The organism is Thalassococcus lentus (assembly GCF_028023555.1).
Lineage (GTDB): Bacteria > Pseudomonadota > Alphaproteobacteria > Rhodobacterales > Rhodobacteraceae > Thalassococcus_A > Thalassococcus_A lentus.
Genome location: NZ_JAQIOY010000004.1, coordinates 238,709 through 255,500 on the forward strand (window position 1 = coordinate 238,709; position 16,792 = coordinate 255,500).

Annotated in this window: 18 protein-coding genes and 1 tRNA gene; 7 read left to right on the top strand and 12 right to left on the bottom strand. The window is 59.4% G+C overall.

Features of this window, described 5'->3' with window-relative positions:
- Nucleotides 1–34: 34 nt before the first annotated feature.
- The 5 genes from arsC to PFY00_RS13895 are packed head-to-tail and all read right to left on the bottom strand — an operon-like array spanning nt 35 to nt 2,952.
- Complete coding sequence (gene arsC, locus PFY00_RS13875; RefSeq protein ID WP_271433170.1) at nt 35–376, bottom strand: arsenate reductase (glutaredoxin); 342 nt, start codon at nt 374–376, stop codon at nt 35–37.
- The gene (locus PFY00_RS13880) at nt 373–1,431 is read right to left on the bottom strand and encodes a quinone-dependent dihydroorotate dehydrogenase (RefSeq protein WP_271433171.1); all 1,059 of its coding nucleotides are present in this window, start codon (nt 1,429–1,431) and stop codon (nt 373–375) included. Before PFY00_RS13880 ends, arsC begins: the two co-directional genes overlap by 4 nt.
- Nucleotides 1,428–1,862 carry a DUF1330 domain-containing protein gene (locus tag PFY00_RS13885; protein ID WP_271433172.1) on the bottom strand — a complete coding sequence of 145 codons (435 nt, stop codon included), beginning with the start codon at nt 1,860–1,862 and terminating at the stop codon, nt 1,428–1,430. Before PFY00_RS13885 ends, PFY00_RS13880 begins: the two co-directional genes overlap by 4 nt.
- Nucleotides 1,859–2,200: a DUF952 domain-containing protein gene (locus tag PFY00_RS13890; protein ID WP_271433173.1), complete on the bottom strand. Its 342-nt coding sequence runs from the start codon at nt 2,198–2,200 to the stop codon at nt 1,859–1,861. Before PFY00_RS13890 ends, PFY00_RS13885 begins: the two co-directional genes overlap by 4 nt.
- A gap of 41 nt (nt 2,201–2,241) precedes the next feature.
- A complete protein-coding gene (locus PFY00_RS13895; protein WP_271433174.1) occupies nt 2,242–2,952 on the bottom strand; it encodes a hypothetical protein in 711 nt (236 codons plus the stop codon).
- A 177-nt stretch (nt 2,953–3,129) separates the two neighbouring features.
- Between PFY00_RS13895 and PFY00_RS13900 the strand changes: the two genes are divergently transcribed.
- Nucleotides 3,130–4,692: a bifunctional metallophosphatase/5'-nucleotidase gene (locus tag PFY00_RS13900; protein ID WP_271433175.1), complete on the top strand. Its 1,563-nt coding sequence runs from the start codon at nt 3,130–3,132 to the stop codon at nt 4,690–4,692.
- 83 nt (nt 4,693–4,775) lie between these two features.
- Here PFY00_RS13900 and PFY00_RS13905 read toward each other — a convergent pair whose 3' ends face one another.
- Both PFY00_RS13905 and PFY00_RS13910 read right to left on the bottom strand, forming a co-directional pair.
- Entirely contained in the window at nt 4,776–5,111 is a 336-nt protein-coding gene (locus PFY00_RS13905) for a carboxymuconolactone decarboxylase family protein (protein ID WP_271433176.1), read from the bottom strand.
- A gap of 162 nt (nt 5,112–5,273) precedes the next feature.
- The gene (locus tag PFY00_RS13910) at nt 5,274–6,959 is read right to left on the bottom strand and encodes an acyl-CoA dehydrogenase family protein (protein WP_271433177.1); all 1,686 of its coding nucleotides are present in this window, start codon (nt 6,957–6,959) and stop codon (nt 5,274–5,276) included.
- Nucleotides 6,960–7,214: 255 nt separating this feature from the next.
- On the opposite strand from PFY00_RS13910, the gene PFY00_RS13915 reads away from it, so the two are divergent.
- Entirely contained in the window at nt 7,215–7,553 is a 339-nt protein-coding gene (locus PFY00_RS13915) for a hypothetical protein (protein WP_271433178.1), read from the top strand.
- Here PFY00_RS13915 and PFY00_RS13920 read toward each other — a convergent pair.
- The 3 genes from PFY00_RS13920 to PFY00_RS13930 form a co-directional block, all read right to left on the bottom strand.
- Entirely contained in the window at nt 7,550–7,945 is a 396-nt protein-coding gene (locus PFY00_RS13920; RefSeq protein ID WP_271433179.1) for a rhodanese-like domain-containing protein, read from the bottom strand. The two genes, PFY00_RS13915 and PFY00_RS13920, sit on opposite strands and share 4 nt — an antisense overlap.
- Nucleotides 7,946–8,126: 181 nt before the next feature.
- Nucleotides 8,127–8,202: transfer RNA gene (locus tag PFY00_RS13925), tRNA-Ala, on the bottom strand.
- A gap of 113 nt (nt 8,203–8,315) precedes the next feature.
- Complete coding sequence (locus PFY00_RS13930) at nt 8,316–8,636, bottom strand: TIGR02300 family protein (RefSeq protein ID WP_271433180.1); 321 nt, start codon at nt 8,634–8,636, stop codon at nt 8,316–8,318.
- 137 nt (nt 8,637–8,773) lie between these two features.
- Here PFY00_RS13930 and PFY00_RS13935 point away from each other — a divergent pair, with 137 nt between their 5' ends.
- Nucleotides 8,774–9,460, top strand: a complete 687-nt coding sequence (locus PFY00_RS13935) for a M48 family metallopeptidase (RefSeq protein ID WP_271433213.1) — start codon at nt 8,774–8,776, stop codon at nt 9,458–9,460.
- 93 nt (nt 9,461–9,553) lie between these two features.
- Nucleotides 9,554–10,222: a GntR family transcriptional regulator gene (locus PFY00_RS13940; RefSeq protein WP_271433181.1), complete on the top strand. Its 669-nt coding sequence runs from the start codon at nt 9,554–9,556 to the stop codon at nt 10,220–10,222.
- 97 nt (nt 10,223–10,319) lie between these two features.
- On the opposite strand, the gene PFY00_RS13945 is transcribed toward PFY00_RS13940, so the two are convergent.
- Together PFY00_RS13945 and PFY00_RS13950 are read right to left on the bottom strand one after the other, a co-directional pair.
- A complete protein-coding gene (locus PFY00_RS13945) occupies nt 10,320–11,093 on the bottom strand; it encodes a 3'(2'),5'-bisphosphate nucleotidase CysQ (RefSeq protein ID WP_271433182.1) in 774 nt (257 codons plus the stop codon).
- A complete protein-coding gene (locus PFY00_RS13950; RefSeq protein ID WP_271433183.1) occupies nt 11,080–12,426 on the bottom strand; it encodes a TldD/PmbA family protein in 1,347 nt (448 codons plus the stop codon). The genes PFY00_RS13945 and PFY00_RS13950 overlap by 14 nt, the downstream gene beginning before the upstream one ends.
- Nucleotides 12,427–12,867: 441 nt before the next feature.
- Between PFY00_RS13950 and pnp the strand changes: the two genes are divergently transcribed.
- The 3 genes from pnp to aqpZ all read left to right on the top strand — a co-directional run bounded on the left by pnp (nt 12,868) and on the right by aqpZ (nt 16,614).
- Nucleotides 12,868–15,009, top strand: coding sequence for a polyribonucleotide nucleotidyltransferase (gene pnp, locus PFY00_RS13955; protein WP_271433184.1), 2,142 nt, complete (start codon nt 12,868–12,870; stop codon nt 15,007–15,009).
- Between the two features lie 408 nt (nt 15,010–15,417).
- Complete coding sequence (locus PFY00_RS13960) at nt 15,418–15,789, top strand: YigZ family protein (protein ID WP_271433185.1); 372 nt, start codon at nt 15,418–15,420, stop codon at nt 15,787–15,789.
- Nucleotides 15,790–15,927: 138 nt separating this feature from the next.
- Entirely contained in the window at nt 15,928–16,614 is a 687-nt protein-coding gene (gene aqpZ / locus PFY00_RS13965) for an aquaporin Z (protein ID WP_271433186.1), read from the top strand.
- Nucleotides 16,615–16,792 lie beyond the last annotated feature (178 nt).

Here is a 16,792-nt window from a genome sequence, read left to right on the forward strand (position 1 = left end):
AAAAGGGTACCGATACGACCCGGGGCAAATCGGTTCAGGCCATGATGTCCAGAATGCGTTCCGGTGGACGCCCGATTGCGGCCTTGTCACCGGCAATCAGCACCGGCCGTTCGATCAATTTGGGCGCTTTGGCCATGGCAGCGAACAGTGCGTCGTCGGGCATGTCGCGGGTCAGTCCCATCTCTTTGAACACGGCCTCTTTCGGGCGCATCATCGCGATAACGGGCCCTCCCAGCTTGGCATGCAGGGCGCGCAGCTCCTCTTGGTCCGGAGCATCGTCCAGATAGCGCCGAACTGAAAATTCCACCCCTTGCTCTTCGAGCAGAGCTAAAGCCTGCCGGGATTTGGTGCATCGTGGGTTGTGCCACAGGATCATAGCCAGTCCTTTCGTCCACTGCCGACAGCATCTGCAACCGACTGAAACCCATCGCGAGCCAGCAGTGCGTCCAGTCCACCGGTGATCTCTTTCACCAAGGAGATGCCCCCGTAAACAAGCGCGGTATAAAGCTGAACGACCGACGCGCCTGCGCGAATTTTCTGATAGGCCTGTTCGGCTGAACCCACGCCGCCGACCCCGATCAGGGGCAGGTCGCCATTGGTCAGATCGGACAAGTGCGCCAGAACGCGGGTTGAGCGTTCAAACAATGGCTGGCCCGAAAGCCCGCCTGCCTGCCCTTTGTGTTTGCTGTGCAGGCCATCGCGGGACAGGGTTGTGTTGGTCGCGATCACGCCGGCCACGCCTGAGCTGAGTGCGACCTCTGCCACGTCCGCCAGGCCAGCGGCGTCCAGATCCGGGGCGATTTTCAGAAAAACCGGGATCGGTTTCGCAAGGCCGCTGTTCGCGTCCATGACCCCAGCCAGCAAGGCCGATAGTGCGTCTTTGCCCTGCAAGTCACGCAGTTTTTCGGTGTTGGGTGAACTGACATTGACCGTGGCAAAATCCAGATGCGCGCCGCAATGTGCCAACACTTGCGCAAAGTCGCGGGCGCGGTCATCTGATGTCTTGTTTGCCCCGAGGTTCAGTCCAAGGATCATGTTTGCCGGCCGTTTGGCCAGCCGGTCGCCAATGGCAACCATGCCCTCATTGTTAAAGCCAAAGCGATTGATGGCGGCCTTGTCTTCGGTGAGCCGGAACAAACGCGGCTTTGGGTTGCCCGGCTGCGGATAGGGTGTTGCTGCCCCCACCTCGACAAAGCCGAAACCCGATCTGGACAATCCATCCAGTGCCTCGGCGTTTTTGTCGAAACCGGCGGCCAGACCCACAGGGTTGGGCAGCTCCAGTCCAGCGATCTGACAGCGCAACCGATCGGATGTCATTGTGCCTGCGCTGGGGGACAGTCCCAGCCGCAGTGCGCGCAGAGCAAGGCCGTGGGCTTGTTCGGGATCAGTTTTTTGCAGCAGGGCAAGACCTGCGCGTTCAATGAGCTTCATCCGAAGACATCTCCTGCATCGGTGGGCGCGCAGCGGATCAGGCGCGATGTTTCAACCGCGGCCTGACGGTGCACCACGGCAATTGCATAGTCAGGATCCTTGACCATCGCCATGAAGGCATGCGCCGAAGGATAGCGGGCGATAAATACATGGTCCCAGGCTTCGTCCGCAGGGCCAATCAGCCCGCATCGCCAGTTGCCCCGCCACAGGATCGAGCCGCCAACCCGCCGCAGAACCGGGCCGCTGTGCGTGCCGTAGTTTGCATAGGCCTGCTCGCCCGTCAGTCCCGCATTGGCAAGGGCGTGCTCTGCTGGATAGGCGGCACGGTCACGCAGGCGGACAAGGTTTAGCATTTCGCAAGGCTCATTACGGTCCAGGCCCTTGAACAGGTCAAACTGCACGCGGGTTGGATCGACGAAGGCTTCGGTCATGCGATGTTTTCAGGAAAGCTATGCTCGCCGTCCGGCCCCAAAGGCAGGGGCTGGGCCCAAGTCACGTCAGCCAGACGCAGCGGACCATACAAGTGCGGGAACAACTGACCGCCACGGCTTTCTTCCCATTTCAGGCCGTCACCCATCCGGTCGGTTTCCAACGCGGCAAGCATCAGGCCCTCGGCCCCTGCAAAATGCTTGGCCGCTGTTTCGCGCGCCTGATCAGCGGTCGAAAAATGGATATAGCCGTCAGCCACATCAATCGGTGCGCCCGTGGTTTCCCCTTTGGCGCGCAATTCGGCCCATTCGTCGGCCCGCAGAATTTTGTAGATTTCCATGCCGCGTGGTTTGCAACGCCCCCGCACGAGGGTCAAGACATCTAAGGCGCGACCGAGATGTTCTGGCGCGCCATTGCTTGGTCAAAGTCGGCCCCGGCCCGCACATCAGACACCAAGGCCTGCAAGGCGTCCTGCCCGTATGTCGTTTCAATATGCGAGGCCAGAAAACCGGCAGAGCCATAGGCCTCGCGCCAGTTTTCCTGCGTCACCAGTGACTTCCAGTCATACAGTGTTTTGGCCTTCAGCACCCATTGTGCGTCTGCCAATGTGCCGGGCGTGCGATAACGGGAATCTGGCGATAAATGCACGGCCAGTCCTTCATCAAACCAATGCGGAAAGCGGGGGTTCCAAAGATCGGAAATCGCATAGTTCTGATGGAGCGCAATGTGGCTGAATTCATGCCCCAGCACGTCCGCGTTCACACCTTCCGGCCCCAGCAGAACGAGATGGCGACCATAGGCCAACCCAGCCGGATAGAGACCAAACCGATCCGCGCAGGCCTGATGGTGGCAAAATATGATGCGCGGGTGCCGGAACGCGCCGTGAAACGCTTCTGCGCGTTGCGCAGCGGTCTCTACAATTCGGTGCAGATCAGCCTGCCGCGTCTGATCATCTGTCCAGATGCCCGGCGCGACATTGTGCAGACCGGCCCAACGGGGCCAGAGGGCGTGTTGCGGTCCGGGTAAAACTGCCGCCGCAAGCGCGGCAAGGCCGATTAACGCCAGCAAAGACAAGGACAAAACGCGTCTCATGCACACGATTTAGGAACGCGGCGCATTCTGACCAAGGGCTCTGGCCATGTTGCCTGTGTTTCGGGCTGTCATCGCTCTGTTACGCGCGACAGTGTATTTGCCCCAGCGTAGCCTTTGACTCGGACGCTGGGCCGAGTCACCATCGGCACATAAATCACATGACAGAGAGGATTCCCGATGTCTGCTCGCCTTCTTTCCGGAGCTGCTGCCCTAGCCCTGACGGCCGGTGCCGCCAGCGCTGATTACACGTTGCACATTATTCACGTAAACGATCTGCACAGCCGGATCGAACCCATCAATAAATATGACTCGACCTGCAAAGCCGAAGACAATGCCGAGGGCAAATGCTTTGGTGGGGTTGCTCGTGTTGCGACCAAAATTGCCGAACTGCGCGCCGAACTGGCCGGACAGAACGTTCTCGTTCTGGATGCCGGTGACCAGTATCAGGGCTCATTGATGTATACGACCTACAAGGGTGATGCCGAAATCGAGTTCATGCAACAAATCGGCTTTGACGCCATGGCCGTGGGCAACCACGAATTTGACGATGGTGACGAAGGTCTGGCCAAACTGGCAGACGGTGTGTCGTTCCCGGTGATTTCCGGCAACATCAATGTTTCGGGATCCAATGTTCTGGCGGGCAAGATCGATGACCACCTCGTACTTGAGGTCGGCGGCGAAAAGATTGGTATCGTTTCGGCGCTTGCCGTGGACACCGTGGAAACATCCAGCCCGTCCGAAGCCGTGATCTTTTCCGACGAAATCGAAAGTCTGCAACAGGATGTTGCGGTTTTGACCGAACAGGGCGTGACCAAGATCATCGCGCTGAACCACGTGGGTGTGGGCAAAGATATGGCCATTGCGGCCGCGGTTGACGGCCTCGACGCTGTGGTGGGTGGGCATTCGCACACCAAGTTTTCGAACACCGAAGAAGGCGCCATGGCCTATCCGACAATGGTCGACGGTGTGCCGGTGGTTCAGGCCTACGCTTATTCGAAATATGTGGGTCATCTGACGCTGACATTTGACGATGCGGGCAACGTCACAGAAGCCTCTGGCGACACCATCCTGCTGGACGCTTCGGTTGCAGAAGACGAAGGCATCGTTGCACGGGTCGCAGAGCTGGCCGGTCCGATCGAAGAGATGAAAACGCGCGTTGTCGCTGAGGCGGGTGCAGCGATTGAGGGCGACCGTTCGGTTTGCCGCGCGATGGAATGCGCAATGGGCAACCTTGTTGCAGACGCCATGCTGGACCGTGTGAAGGATCAGGGCGTCGAGATTGCCATCCAGAACGGCGGCGGTCTGCGGGCATCCATCGATGCGGGCGAAGTGACCATGGGCGAAGTGCTGACGGTTCTGCCGTTCCAGAACACGCTTTCCACTTTCCAGGTGACTGGCGCCACGATCGTGGCCGCGCTGGAAAATGGCGTCAGCCAGATGGAAGAGGGCGCAGGCCGCTTCCCGCAGGTGGCGGGTATGTCCTACACCGTTGATCCTGCTGCCGAGGCAGGCAGCCGTATCTCGGGCGTTATGGTTGGTGGCGCGCCGATTGAGATGGACAAGGTCTATGGCGTTGTCAGTAACAACTACGTCCGCAACGGCGGCGACGGTTACAAGATGTTCCGTGACGCTGAAAACGCCTATGACTACGGCCCCGATCTGGCAGACGTGACGGCTGAATACATCGCAGCCAACGCGCCTTACACGCCGTACACCGATGGCCGGATCACTGTGAAGTAATCGGCACTATCCCAAGAACAGCGAAGGGCGGGCCATAGGACCCGCCCTTTTTCTTTGATCGTCAGGCTGACTGATTGTTTGGGTCAGTCGCTAAGATCGTCATACACATCCAGCGCCTTGGCAGCATACATCAGCCCGGGACCGCCACCCATCTGAATACAGGTCGCAAGCACCTCGGCCACCTCTTCACGGGTGGCCCCAAGGCGGATCAGTGCTTCGGTGTGGAACAGGATGCACGGCTCGCAGCGCGTTGCCACGGCGATCCCAAGCGCCACATATTCCTTTTCCTTGAAGCTGAGCGCGCCATCTTGCTTGACGGTTTTGCCAAGGGCGCCAAAGGCGGCGGTGGTGTCGGGGATGATCTTGTTCAGGCTTTTCAGTTGGCCTTTTGTGTCATCCAGTCTGTCTTTCCAGCTCATGTCGTTTCCTTGCGATATGTTTGCGCATTCATCACAAGTTTTGGCGCGAGGGTCTTTGAGGTAGATCAGGTTATCGACCCGCGGCTTGCTCAAATAGAAACAGGCCGGCGACGTTGTAAGTCACCGGCCTGTCTGAAAGATTTTGTGTGCTTGCGCGGGCTGTCAGCCCAGCAGGCGTCGTGCGATGACCTGTGCTTGGATTTCAGCGGCACCTTCAAAGATATTCAGAATGCGTGCGTCGCACAGAATGCGGCTGACGCTGTATTCCAAGGCAAAGCCGTTGCCACCGTGGATCTGCAGGGCGTTATCCGCTGCAGCCCAGGCCACGCGGGCGCCGAGCAGTTTGGCCATGCCGGCCTCAAGATCGCAGCGGCGGCCTTCGTCTTTTTCGCGGGCGCTGAAGTAGGTCAGCTGTCGCGCGATCATGATTTCCACGGCCATCATGGCCAGCTTGCCAGACACACGCGGGAAGGCGATCAGCGATTTGCCGAATTGTTTGCGGTCCTGTGCGTATTGCATTCCGACATCCAGTGCCGACTGGGCAACGCCGATGGCGCGCGCCGCGGTTTGAATGCGGGCGGATTCAAAGGTTTCCATCAGTTGCTTGAAACCTTTGCCTTCTTCGCCGCCCAGCAGGTTTTCACCCTTCACTTTGAAATCATCAAAGTTAACGGTGTATTCCTTCATGCCGCGATAACCGAGCACTTCAATCTCGCCACCAGAGATGCCGGGATCCTGCCAAGGCTGTTCGTCGGTGCCCGGCGTCTTTTCAGCGAGGAACATCGACAAACCCTTGTAGTTGTCGGTGTCCGGCACGGTGCGGGCCAGAACGGTCATCACATGGGTTCGCGCCGCATGGGTGATCCATGTCTTGTTGCCGTTGACGATCCAGTCGCCGTTCTCATCCTTGACGGCCTTGGTACGCAGGCTGCCCAGGTCAGAGCCGGTGTTCGGCTCGGTAAACACGGCGGTTGGCAGGATCTCACCCGAGGCAAGGCCGGGCAGCCACTTTTCCTTTTGCTCTGGCGTGCCGCCAGCAATGATCAGTTCTGCGGCAATCTCGGACCGGGTGCCGAGCGAGCCAACGCCGATGTAGGCGCGCGACAGTTCTTCGGAAACGACGCACATGGAATTCTTGGACAGGCCAAACCCACCGAACTCTTCTGGGATGGTCAGACCAAAGACACCCATTTCGGCCAGCTCTTCGATCACCTCCATCGGGATCAGCTCATCCTTGAGGTGCCATTCGTGGGCATGTGGCAGCACCTTGTCGACCGCGTAGCGGCGGAACTGTTCCCGGATCATTTCCAGTTCATCGTCCAAGCCACACCGACCCACGGTGATTTCAGCCGAGCGTTCTTCCATCAGTTCGACCAGCCGCGTGCGCGCCGCCTGCGTGTTGGCGCCTTGGGTCAGAGTCATGACCGCGTCAGACATCAAACCGCGCATATCGTCCTGTGACAGGCCCAGATCCTGCAGACGAACCATTTCGCCCTGGTTCATCTGGATGCCGCCGTAGATCTGCCAGAGGTATTCGCCAAAGGCGATCTGGTGCAGCAGTTGCTCGACTTCGCCAAAGGTGCCGTCGGCCTGCATGCGTTCGGCCCAGCCCTGCATCTGGCGCAGCGATTCGAGATAGGTGGCGAACCATGCCAGCCCGTGGGCCGCAGTTTGGTTCGCTTCGATCGCAGCGCCGGACACCCGGCCATCTACGCTGACCATGTCGCGGACACGAGTTCGCGCAATTTCAAAGACTTCCTCGACTGGGGCTACCGCCGCGCCGGTCAGGGAAAGAAGGTCGGGCAGGATCACGCTGCCAAGGCTCAGGTCTTGTCCGTCATGGGCCATGATATGGGTCCTCTCTATCTGTCCCGGTCGGGATAGCTATTTTGCAGTTGCAGCGCAACAAAAATACTATTGGTTGCGGCGTTTTGTTCAAAAATTGCGCGCACTAATTCGGCGCTGCAGCAAGTCAAGACCACCTTTCGGCCTATTTCGGTTAGTATACCGCATTTGACCGCCTGCACCGATCCGTTGTGGCCAAATCAATGTGGTTCAGGCAAGAGCTTGCTTTAATGACGCTGCGTGCCACATGTTTTGCCTATGCAGGACGCACCGCATATCCCCGCGCCAGAGCAGATGGCGGCCCATGTCGAGGCTTTGGTTGAGGCTGAAATGCGCCAATTTCTGCCCGATACGGCGACACGGGCGGCGACTTTGGCTGACTTTTCAAGAATGCGGGTCCGGCGGCCTCGTCCAATCACGGTGAATTTCAGTGGCGGGATAACGCAGACCTGCTGGTCCGTGACCCGGTCCAATGGTGCCTACAGCGTTCTTTATCTGCCAACAGCAGGGTATTTTTCGCTTTGCGTGGATTCTGATTTCGGACCGCTGGACATTGGCGTTCATGGACCGGCCATTGCGGTGTTCAGCGCGGTCTAGCTATCGCGCTCGACCGGGCCGCCTTGTTGTTCCCAGGTGCTGAACCCTTCACGAAGATGCGCGGCGGCAAACCCCATGTCTTGCAGCGTGGCGACGGTCAGCGCAGAGCGCCATCCGGATGCACAGTGAAACACATAGCGTTTGTCGTCCTGCCCAAAGACCTCTTTGAAATAAGGGCTGTCCGGATCGACCCAGAATTCGATCATCCCGCGCGGGGCGTGGACCGAGCCGGGGATAAAACCCGTGCGCTGGCGTTCGCGGATGTCGCGAATGTCGACCACCACTGTATCCGGGTCATCCAGCATGGCGATGAGATCCGAGGTTTCGACTTCGTCGATCCGTGCGCGGGCTTCGGCAACCATCTGGGACGCGGTCTTTGTCAGGTTCGGCATGTTGGCTCCTGCGGGACGTTTCACACGCCATGCTGCCCAGTTTTTGCACGTGGGACCAGCCTATTTTGACGCGATTGCGCGGCGGGTCAGTCTACCAAGACATTTGAACAGCAATCTTCGAAAGCCACAGACAAAATTTGTGCCGGGGCAAAAGGGACAAACCGCAGATTTTTGAGAGGAATGGTGGAGCCTAGGGGGATCGAACCCCTGACCTCTTGCATGCCATGCAAGCGCTCTCCCAGCTGAGCTAAGGCCCCATTCAGGTGGCGTGGAAACGCCGTGTTCGCGGGTGATTACGCAATGCCGCGGGCGGGATCAAGCGGAAAAATCCGCCCGTGGCTGGTTTTCTTTTCCGGCGTGCCGGATGCGATCAGCTGTCGTCGTCTTCGCTTGCGACGTCTGCGATTTCGTCGAGCGAGACGTTATCATCGTCTTCGTCCTCGAGCACATCATCATCGCCAAGATCTACATCGACATCATCATCGTCGAGCAGCACTTCTTCCGCATCATCTTCCTTGGCCTTGGCCGAAGCCTTGTCGGCGGCGTCGGCGGCAATGCTGCTGCGCTTGCCGGTTTCGAGGTTCACGACCTCACCGGTGTAGGGGCTGACAATCGGGTCGCGGTTCAGGTCGTAGAATCGCTTTCCTGTGGTCGGGCATAGGCGCTTTGTGCCCCATTCTTCCTTGGGCATGGTGATCCCCTTGTGAATCGTAGTGTTACGCGGTCTTGCGGACAATCCGTGGCACCTGCCATAACGGCCCAAGCATGTCAAAGGCTTTGACGCTGAGGTCCGGGGCAAAGCCCGGCAGGCAACTGATACGGGGGCATATGGGGCAGATCGAGCTTGCGGGCAACCCTTCGATTACCGTGACTGTCCGGCGCTCGGCGCGGGCACGCCGGTTGTCGCTGCGAATGTCACAACTGGACGGGCGGGTTACACTGACCCTGCCACGCGGTGTCCCCGAAGACGAAGGGCTTGCTTTCCTGCAGTCTAAAGAAGACTGGCTTCGCAAACATGTCGCGGCGCGTGTTGATGATGTGATCGTCGGCATTGGCGCATCGCTGCCATTTCGCGGGGCTCTGCACACCATCCAGAAGGGGACGGGCCGGGGCATAGCGCGATCGGATGAGACGTTGCATGTGGGGGGGGGCGAAGATACGGCCAGTCGCCGGTTGCAGGCCTGGTTGAAGGCGCAGGCACGCGACCGTTTGGCCGTTGCTTCGGATCGCTACGCGCAGGCCCTGGGAAAACCCTATGCACGGCTGACCCTGCGCGATACCCGATCGCGCTGGGGGTCCTGCACGTCTGACGGCGGGTTGATGTACAGCTGGCGCCTGATCATGACGCCGCCCGAGATATTGGACTATGTGGCCGCTCATGAGGTGGCTCATCTTGAGCAGATGAACCACTCGGATGCCTTTTGGGCCGTAGTTGAACGCCTGTATGGCGATTGGCGGCCTGCCCGTAACTGGCTGCGGACCAACGGGGCAGGGCTCCATCGTTACAAGTTCTGATCCTTTCGCTGGATCGGTTGCGTGCGCAGGGGCCACGTTGCGTAGAAAACTTGGGGCGATTGACTGTGCTGGTTTTTGTGATCACAAAGGGGCATGCAGCCGCCCTTGCCCCGAATATCTGAAAGCAAGAACCCCGAAGTCACGCCTTCGGCACATGATCGCGTATATCGCGGTTTGCGCAGCCGTATTCTCTATGGCGAGATTGCGCCGGGCAAAGCTCTGACCCTGCGGGGCCTTGCACGGGAATTCGATGTTTCAATGACCCCGGCGCGTGAAGCGGTTCAGCGGCTCGTTGCGGAAGGTGCGCTGTCCATGTCAGCCTCTGGCCGGGTCTCCACACCGGAGTTGACCAACGAACGCATCGAGGAATTGGCGGCCCTGCGCGCCTTGATCGAGGTCGAGCTGGCCAGCCGTGCATTGCCTCGGGCGCATATCGCCTTGATCGACCGGCTTCAGAGCATAAACGGCACAATCGCGGACGTTGTGTCGAACCGTGATGCCGTTGGCTATATTCGCACCAATCTCGAATTTCATCGCACGCTGTATTTGCGGGCGCAGGCACCGGCAATGCTTGCCATGTGCGAAACGGTCTGGCTACAGCTCGGGCCGACGATGCGTGCGCTTTACGGTCGTTTGAGGCGCACCGAGGCGCCGCAATACCACCGTTTGATTATTGCCGCACTGAAAGCCGGAGATGAGCCGGGATTGAGACTGGCCGTTCGCTCGGATGTCACGCAAGGGCTGCGGATGCTGGCCAGCTGAGCGCATCTGGCTGTTGTGGCTTGGGGGGCCAGCCCCCCAGACCCCCCGGGATATTTCAGGCACAAAGAAACACTGGGCGCGGTCTAATGCGGGTTGGTCAGAGCAACCTATCCAGCAGACTGGCGTGCAGGTTCGGATTTGCCGTCAGTACACCATCGGTTTGCGGGTGGGCGTTGTTGAAACGCAGCGGACCGCCGCGCCGATCCGTAACTTGGGCGCCTGCTTCGGCTAGGATCAGAGCGCCGGCGGCGATGTCCCATTCCCAGGCGGCACGCGGAGTGAACATGGCATCATAGCGGCCCTCGGCGACCAGACTGAGTCGATAGGCCAGAGACGGGCGGTGACTGCGCTGCATGGCGGGCACGCCGCCGGGCCAGAGATCAGGCTCAAACGCGCGTTTGACCGCCAGCATCGAGCCGCTTTCCAGCGTGGTTTGATTGCCGACATTGATACTGCGACCATTCAGGCGGGCGCCGCTGCCGAGGCTGGCCGAATACAGCTTGTCGCGCATCGGCAGAAAAACCACGGCCGCTTCGATTGCGCCGTTCCGGGCAATCGCGATGGAATGGGCCCAGGTGTTGCTGCCTTCGATGAACGACCGGGTGCCGTCGATCGGATCGATGATAAAGACCCGCTCTGCTCCCAGACGGTCAGTCCCGTCAGGGCTTTCTTCGGACAGCCAGCCGTAGTCCGGGCGCGCGTTGCGGAGTTTGTCTTCGAGCAGGGCATTTACCGCGAAATCGGCGGCTGTCACCGGGCTTTGATCGCCATTCTTGTATTGCACATCAAGCGCGCCACCGACAAAGCCGGTGGCCACGCATCCTGCCGCCTGAGCGGCGTCAATCAGCAGTTCTAGATCACTCCCCTGCAAGGGTCAGTCCTTCAACCAGCAGTGACGGGATCACCCGCGACAGGTAGCGCCGCGCATCGTTGGCCGGTGTCATGGATGTGAGCATTTCGCGCAAATTGCCTGCAATAGTGACGCCGGACACAGGATAGGCGATCTCGCCGTTCTCGATCCACATGCCGGCGGCGCCGCGCGAGTAGTCTCCGGTGTTGGGATTGATCGTTGCGCCGATCATGGAGGTCACCAGCAGCCCGGTGCCCATTTCCGCGATCAGTGCATCGCGGCTTTTGTCGCCTTGGGTCAGTTCCAGGTTCCAGACCGTCGGGCCGACACCTCCGGAAACAGACCGTGCCGCATTGGCCGTGCTTGGAAGGCCAAGTTTGCGCGCATTTGCCAGATCAAGCGTCCAGCTTTGCAATACACCATCCTTGACGATGGTGCGGGTTGCGGTTGCCAGCCCTTCGGCGTCAAACAGGCGTGAGCCTGCGGCGCGGGGGCGATGGGGGTCTTCGACCAATGACATTGTGCCGGGCAAAACCTGCGTGTCCATGGCGTCCAGCAGCCATGAAGCGCCGCGGGCAATCGCAGAGCCTGAAGCGGCTGCCATCAGGTGCCCGATCAGCGATCCCGAAATCCGTTCATCAAACAGCACCGGATATGCGCCAGTCTTGGGGCGTTTGGGGTCCAGCCGTGCAATGGCGCGTTCGGCGGCGCTTTGTCCGATCTCTTCGGGAGCGCGCAAATCAGATTGGTAAGTGCGGCTGTCGCCATCGTAATCGCGCTCCATGCCCAAACCGCTGCCGGCAATGGCCACGCAGGACGCGCTGCGCGATGTGCGTTGGTAGCCGCCGGAAAACCCGTTGGAGGCGGCCAGATGAACGTCGCGGGCGCTGTAGCTTGCGGATGCGGACTGAACCTGGGTCACGCCTTGCACGGAGAGGGCAGCGGCCTCGGCGCGGCGGGCATCCTCTTCGAGTGCGGCCGGGGCCGGTTCGGACGCCGGGTCTGCCAGTTCGAGAAAACGGCTATCGGTCTGGTTGGTGATTTGGGCCGGGTCGGCCAGACCCGCATTCGGATCCTCAGGCGCTTCAAGCGCCATGGCCACGGCCCGCTCTGCCATGGCCAGCATCGTTTCGCGGCGGGTATCCGAGGCAGAGACGATCGCGCTGCGTTGGCCCATGAAGACCCGCAGACCAATATCGCTGCCCTCGGCGCGTTCGGCTTGCTCCAAGGTGCCGTCCCGCACATCGATCGACAGGGCAGTTCCGGTGATCGCGATCGCGTCAGCGCTGTCTGCGCCTGCCTTACGGGCGGCGTCCAGCAGGGCTTGTGTCAATTCCTGAGGGGTTTCAGACATGCGCGGTCAGCTCCTATTGAGATGGGCAACAGGTAGGCCGACGAAGCACGGGGTGCAAGCCCGCCAGATCGGCCGCCCCCTGGAGGCACTGCCAGATTGACCGCCAGCGCCGTGAAAAATTGCGCCCGAAAGCATCGGTGGAGGCGGCCCCGAAGCGATGTGAACGGGCAATGCTGGCCCCAGAAATGAAGGGTGTACACGCGCCTTGCGTCACCTCGGTTGAACAGGGGCCGGGTATCAGCCACCTTGGTGCACCGAGACGAATTGCCCCCACAAATCTGCGCACTTTCCAAATCACGCAAAAACATATATGCCGCGCGCATCTGAGACGTGACGCTTTGGCCTTGGCGCATGACAGGATGAAAAGGCCGGCGGCAATGGGGCCGCCAATCAATCGGGGACCCGGGATACGCCTGGGAGTGCCCCACATAGGATAGACGTATGTTCAAAGAGACGAAGAAGACAATGCAGTGGGGCGAAGAAACGCTCACACTGGAAACGGGCAAGGTTGCCCGTCAGGCAGACGGCACCGTGATTGCCACGCTGGGCGAAACCAGCGTTATGGCAAACGTGACCTTTGCCAAGCAGCAAAAAGAGGGACAGGATTTCTTCCCTCTCACAGTGCACTATCAGGAAAAGTATTATGCCGCGGGCAAAGTGCCGGGCGGTTTTTTCAAGCGTGAAGCACGCCCCACCGAAAAAGAAACACTGACCGCGCGTCTGATCGACCGTCCGATCCGCCCGCTGTTCGTGCCCGGCTTCAAGAACGAAGTTCTGGTCATGTGCACCGTGCTGTCGCACGATCTGGTCAATGACCCAGACATCGTGGCGATGATCGCCGCGTCGGCGGCTCTTACCATCTCTGGCGCACCGTTCCGTGGCCCGATCGCGGGTGCACGCGTTGGTTTTGAAGACGGTGAATACGTTCTGAATCCAACGGTCGACGACATGCACCAGCTGCGCGACAACCCCGAGCAGCGGCTCGATCTGGTTGTGGCGGGCACCAAGGATGCCGTCATGATGGTGGAATCCGAAGCCTACGAGCTGACCGAAGAAGAAATGCTGGGCGCTGTCATGTTTGCACATGAGCAGATCCAGCCGGTCATCGACCTGATCATCGATCTGGCCGAAGAGACCGCAAAAGAGCCGTTTGATTTCCAGGCGCCGGACTATTCTGACCTCTACGAGGCTGTCAAAGCGGCAGGCGAAGCGCAGATGAAAGCGGCTTACGCCGTGTCCGACAAGCAAGAGCGCACCGCCGCTGTTGCTGCTGCAAAGGAAGACATCAAGGCCGCTCTGAGCGAAGAGCAATTGGCCGATGCGAACCTTGGCTCGGCCCTGAAAAAGCTCGAGTCGGTGATCCTGCGTTCGGACGTGGTCAAGAACAAGCGCCGCATCGACGGTCGTGCGCTTGACGAAATCCGCGACATCGTGGGCGAAACCGGCATGCTGCCACGGACCCATGGTTCGGCACTGTTCACCCGTGGTGAAACGCAGGCGCTGGTCGTGACCACGCTGGGCACAGGCGACGATGAGCAGTTCATCGACGCGCTGCATGGCAACTTCAAGTCCAACTTCATGCTGCACTACAACTTCCCACCCTATTCGGTTGGTGAAGTGGGCCGTGTCGGTGGCCCGGGCCGCCGTGAAATCGGTCACGGCAAGCTGGCGTGGCGTGCGTTGCAGGCGGTTCTGCCATCGGCAACCGACTTCCCGTACACGCTGCGTCTGGTGTCCGAGATTACTGAATCCAACGGCTCGTCCTCGATGGCGTCGGTCTGTGGTGGTTCGCTGTCCATGATGGACGCAGGTGTGCCGCTCAAGGCGCCGGTTGCTGGTGTGGCCATGGGCCTCGTGCTGGAAGATGATGGTGACTACGCGGTTCTGTCCGACATCCTTGGTGACGAAGATCACCTCGGCGACATGGACTTCAAAGTGGCCGGTACGGAAAACGGCATCACATCGCTGCAGATGGACATCAAGGTTGCAGGCATCACGCCTGAAATCATGAAGACTGCTCTGGCTCAGGCCAAGGCTGGCCGTCTGCACATTCTGGGTGAGATGAACAAGGCGCTGTCCGAAACCTCCGAGTTCTCGGTTCACGCACCACGCATCGAAACCATGCAGATCCCAACCGACAAGATCCGTGAAGTGATCGGCTCGGGCGGTAAGGTCATCCGTGAGATCGTAGAAGTCTCCGGTGCCAAGGTCGATATCAACGACGATGGCATCATCAAGATCGCATCGCCGAATGGCGAGGCCATCCAGAAAGCTTATGACATGATCCACTCGATCGTGGCCGAGCCGGAAGAGGGCATGATCTACAAAGGCAAAGTCGTGAAGATCGTCGATTTTGGTGCCTTCGTGAACTTCTTTGGCAAGCGCGATGGTCTGGTTCACGTGTCCCAGATCGAAAACCGCCGCCTGAACCATCCTTCGGACGTTCTCAAAGAAGGTCAGGAAGTGTTCGTCAAGCTGCTAGGCTTTGATGATCGCGGCAAGGTGCGTCTGGCCATGAAGATGGTCGATCAGGAAAGCGGCGAAGAAGTCGCGCCTGAGAAGAAAGAAGAAAAAGAGGACTAAGGCCAACCGGTCTTTTCTTTTGAAATTATGGATCGGCGCGCTGGAAACGGCGCGCCGATTTTCTGTTTGTGGCCCGCCGGGCGACTTCGGCACCGGGTATGGAAAAACGTACTGGGAAGTGAACCGATTTTTTACCCGTTCGCGCTTAACGTGTTTCTGTCAGAAGGCAGATACGCAACTTCGGCCCTTCGAAACACTCACGGGATGCGAATGCTGGGCCTCGGCGGGGATGCCGGGGCCCTTACTTTTTCGTCAATAGCTCAGCGCTGCCGGCGTGCGTGAAGTTAATTCGCGGCGCCGCTGATTGCGGCTTAGATGGCTGCAATATTTGGCTCGGCGCCGTCGGCCCCAGCGGTGAGAGAAGAGGAAGCTCTTGATTGAGAGCGGTGCCCAAGATAGCCCGAAACCATGCTCGTGTTGGACAACATTATATCAGACAGGGGATCCCGCTATGCCGTGTCGGGTGGTCCCTGTACGTCTGAGGCCGAGATCAAAGCCTTTGTCAAAGAACTGAAGCGCAAAAAGAAGTTCGCGCGTGCGACGCATAATACCTATGCCTGTGTCGTGAACGGAGTGCCAATCAAGAACGACGATGGAGAGTCGGGCGCGGGCATGGTGATTTTGCGCATGCTGGAACGCGAAGAGCTGCAAAACCATATCATCGTGGTCACCCGTTGGTACGGCGGCAAGCATCTGGGTGGCGATCGGTTTCGGCACGTTCAGGACGCGGTTCGGCTCTACCTTAATGCGTTGGCGTCGCCCGGCGCGGGAAATCCCTGAACTTTTTCCCTTTTTCGTACCGGCACGTGCCCGGTTAGGTAGGCGCATCCGGATTTCGTGCCGGGGGCACCGCCGCGCAGGCGGTGGCGTGTAACGAGTAACGCTCATGGGGTGCCTGAGCGAAAAGGGAGAATAGCCATGAAGAAACCCTTGGCTGAGTTTATCGGAACTTTCACGTTGGTTTTGTTTGGGTGCGGCTCTGCTGTGATCGCAGGGGCTGACATCGGTTTGACGGGTATCAGTTTCGCGTTTGGTCTTGCATTGATCGGTATGGCCTATGGCATCGGTGGCGTTTCCGGCTGTCACATCAACCCGGCAGTTACCCTCGGTGTTGTTGCCTCGGGCCGTATGAGCGCGGGTGAGGCGATCCCTTACATGGTGGCGCAGGTTTTGGGCGCGATCGCTGCGGCAGTTGTTCTGCTGGTCATTGCTTCAGGCAAGGCCGGTTATGATGTCGCCAGCATGGGTTTGGGCCAAAACGGCTGGGGTGCTGGCTACCTTGGTGAATACACAATGGCGGCCGCCTTCATCTTTGAAGTTGTTGCAACATTCCTGTTCGTTGTTGTGATCCTTGGCGCCACCGGCGCAGGCGCACCGACAGCGATGGCCGGTCTTGCGATTGGTCTGACACTGGTGGTGATCCACCTTGTGGGCATCAACGTCACCGGTGTTTCGGTGAACCCTGCACGGTCCATCGGACCGGCCTTGTTTGCTGGCGCGCATGCCTTGTCCCAGCTGTGGCTGTTCATTCTGGCGCCAATCATCGGCGGTGTTGCAGCTGGCTTGCTGTTCAAGTCCGGTCTGCTGGACGCTGACGCCGAATAATATGGCTGACGAAAAAAAAGACCCGGGCGGATGCGCCCGGGCCAAGTCCAACAGGGAGGTGCATGTGATGACCCGCACATGCGACGGGAACTGTTGAGTAGCTGTGTAAACATACACGTGCTGTGCTTCTTTGATTTGTATCAAATACGCTGACCTGGCGCAGGTCTGGAAAACCGCA

What these genes read in the sequence shown, in the direction of transcription:
- PFY00_RS13940 (WP_271433181.1), top strand. Translation starts at nt 9,554, where the DNA reads ATGCAGCCGCCCTTGCCCCGAATATCTGAAAGCAAGAACCCCGAAGTC.
- aqpZ (WP_271433186.1), top strand. Translation starts at nt 15,928, where the DNA reads ATGAAGAAACCCTTGGCTGAGTTTATCGGAACTTTCACGTTGGTTTTG.
- PFY00_RS13905 (WP_271433176.1), bottom strand. Translation starts at nt 5,111, where the DNA reads ATGAGCTGGAAAGACAGACTGGATGACACAAAAGGCCAACTGAAAAGC.
- PFY00_RS13880 (WP_271433171.1), bottom strand. Translation starts at nt 1,431, where the DNA reads ATGAAGCTCATTGAACGCGCAGGTCTTGCCCTGCTGCAAAAAACTGAT.
- PFY00_RS13950 (WP_271433183.1), bottom strand. Translation starts at nt 12,426, where the DNA reads ATGTCTGAAACCCCTCAGGAATTGACACAAGCCCTGCTGGACGCCGCC.
- pnp (WP_271433184.1), top strand. Translation starts at nt 12,868, where the DNA reads ATGTTCAAAGAGACGAAGAAGACAATGCAGTGGGGCGAAGAAACGCTC.
- PFY00_RS13920 (WP_271433179.1), bottom strand. Translation starts at nt 7,945, where the DNA reads ATGCCGAACCTGACAAAGACCGCGTCCCAGATGGTTGCCGAAGCCCGC.
- PFY00_RS13915 (WP_271433178.1), top strand. Translation starts at nt 7,215, where the DNA reads ATGCAGGACGCACCGCATATCCCCGCGCCAGAGCAGATGGCGGCCCAT.
- PFY00_RS13910 (WP_271433177.1), bottom strand. Translation starts at nt 6,959, where the DNA reads ATGGCCCATGACGGACAAGACCTGAGCCTTGGCAGCGTGATCCTGCCC.
- PFY00_RS13890 (WP_271433173.1), bottom strand. Translation starts at nt 2,200, where the DNA reads ATGGAAATCTACAAAATTCTGCGGGCCGACGAATGGGCCGAATTGCGC.
- PFY00_RS13930 (WP_271433180.1), bottom strand. Translation starts at nt 8,636, where the DNA reads ATGCCCAAGGAAGAATGGGGCACAAAGCGCCTATGCCCGACCACAGGA.
- PFY00_RS13900 (WP_271433175.1), top strand. Translation starts at nt 3,130, where the DNA reads ATGTCTGCTCGCCTTCTTTCCGGAGCTGCTGCCCTAGCCCTGACGGCC.
- PFY00_RS13935 (WP_271433213.1), top strand. Translation starts at nt 8,774, where the DNA reads ATGGGGCAGATCGAGCTTGCGGGCAACCCTTCGATTACCGTGACTGTC.
- PFY00_RS13885 (WP_271433172.1), bottom strand. Translation starts at nt 1,862, where the DNA reads ATGACCGAAGCCTTCGTCGATCCAACCCGCGTGCAGTTTGACCTGTTC.
- arsC (WP_271433170.1), bottom strand. Translation starts at nt 376, where the DNA reads ATGATCCTGTGGCACAACCCACGATGCACCAAATCCCGGCAGGCTTTA.
- PFY00_RS13960 (WP_271433185.1), top strand. Translation starts at nt 15,418, where the DNA reads ATGCTCGTGTTGGACAACATTATATCAGACAGGGGATCCCGCTATGCC.
- PFY00_RS13895 (WP_271433174.1), bottom strand. Translation starts at nt 2,952, where the DNA reads ATGAGACGCGTTTTGTCCTTGTCTTTGCTGGCGTTAATCGGCCTTGCC.